We start from the raw sequence: 1,154 nt of genomic DNA on the forward strand, positions 1-1,154 counted from the left end.
GCCCGGCAGCCATCCCGTGCCCACCAGCACCAGCAGCGCGGCCGATGCCAGCAGGCACACCGAAATCACCTTTTCCAGCCGCACCACGCGGCCCACCAGGAAGCCCCCCACCACCATGCCTGCCGCACCGCACAGCATGTAGCCGGTGACCACCAGGGCCGTCACGCTGAGCGGCAGGCCGTACATGGACTGCAGCGCAGGGCTGGCAAAGCTCTGGATAGCGCTCAGGGCACAGGTGCTCCAGAAAAAGAACGAGAAGCACAGCCACACCGACGGCAGCTTGAGGAAGGCCATCGGGTGCTCCTGCGCCACGGCGCCCGCAGCGCCCTTGGCCTGGTGCGCCCAGGCACCCTGGCGGTCGTCAATGGCATCACGGTTCCACACCATGATGGCCAGCACCGTGAGGGCCAGCAGCGCGCCGCACAGGCAAGCCGCACGCCACGAGCCCGTGGCCGTGGCAATGCCCGCCATGAACACGGGCGCGGTGGCCCAGCCCAGGTTGCCGCTGATGCCGTGCACCGAGAAGCCATGGCCCAGGCGCTGGGGCGACACACGCTTGTTCAGGATGGTGAAGTCCACCGGGTGGAACGGCGCATTGCCCAGCCCGGCCAGAGCCGCCGCCAGCAGCAGGCCCGTGTAGCCCTGCGCGGTGCCCGCAGCCAGTCCGGCGGCCGCAAAACTCGACAGCGCAAAGAACATCACCGGCCGCGCGCCCACGCGGTCCACCAGGAAGCCCGACAGCGCCTGCCCCACGCCCGATACCACGAAGAACACCGAGACCAGCAGGCCCAGCTCGGAATAGCTGAAGCCGAACTCGCCAATCAGCCACGGAAACAGGGGCGGCAGCAGCATGTGAAAGAAGTGCGAACTGCCATGCGCCAGGCCGATGAGGCCGATGGTGCGGGCGTCCTGCCGCAAGGGTGGGGCGCCGGATGCGCCAGGCAATGGTTGGGTCATGGCCATGATCTTAGGCAAGACCTGTGCGGCAGGTTTACGATAGTGAGCCAATTTCTATCGCCAACATGCCAAAAGCAGAACCGCCCCCGGCCATTGCGCAGGCGCCGCGCGCGCGCCGGGCGCTGTCGTACGTGGATTCGCTCACGCCGCACCTGTTCGTGCCGAGCGCGCAGCGCCCGGTGCGCGCCAAGGTGCGC

Annotated in this window: 1 protein-coding gene and 1 pseudogene; one reads left to right on the forward strand and one right to left on the reverse strand. The window is 68.3% G+C overall.

Going from position 1 to position 1,154, the window contains the following annotated elements; genetic code table 11:
• Positions 1 to 957, reverse strand: a 957-nt coding sequence (locus ACDELDRAFT_RS22790; protein WP_085943626.1) for an MFS transporter, incomplete at its 3' end; no start/stop codon positions are given.
• Between the two features lie 65 nt (positions 958 to 1,022).
• Between ACDELDRAFT_RS22790 and ACDELDRAFT_RS24810 the strand changes: the two are divergent.
• Positions 1,023 to 1,154, forward strand: a pseudogene (locus ACDELDRAFT_RS24810) (AraC family transcriptional regulator); the annotation flags it as partial.

The organism is Acidovorax delafieldii 2AN (assembly GCF_000175235.1).
Classification (GTDB): Bacteria; Pseudomonadota; Gammaproteobacteria; order Burkholderiales; family Burkholderiaceae_C; genus Acidovorax; species Acidovorax delafieldii_B.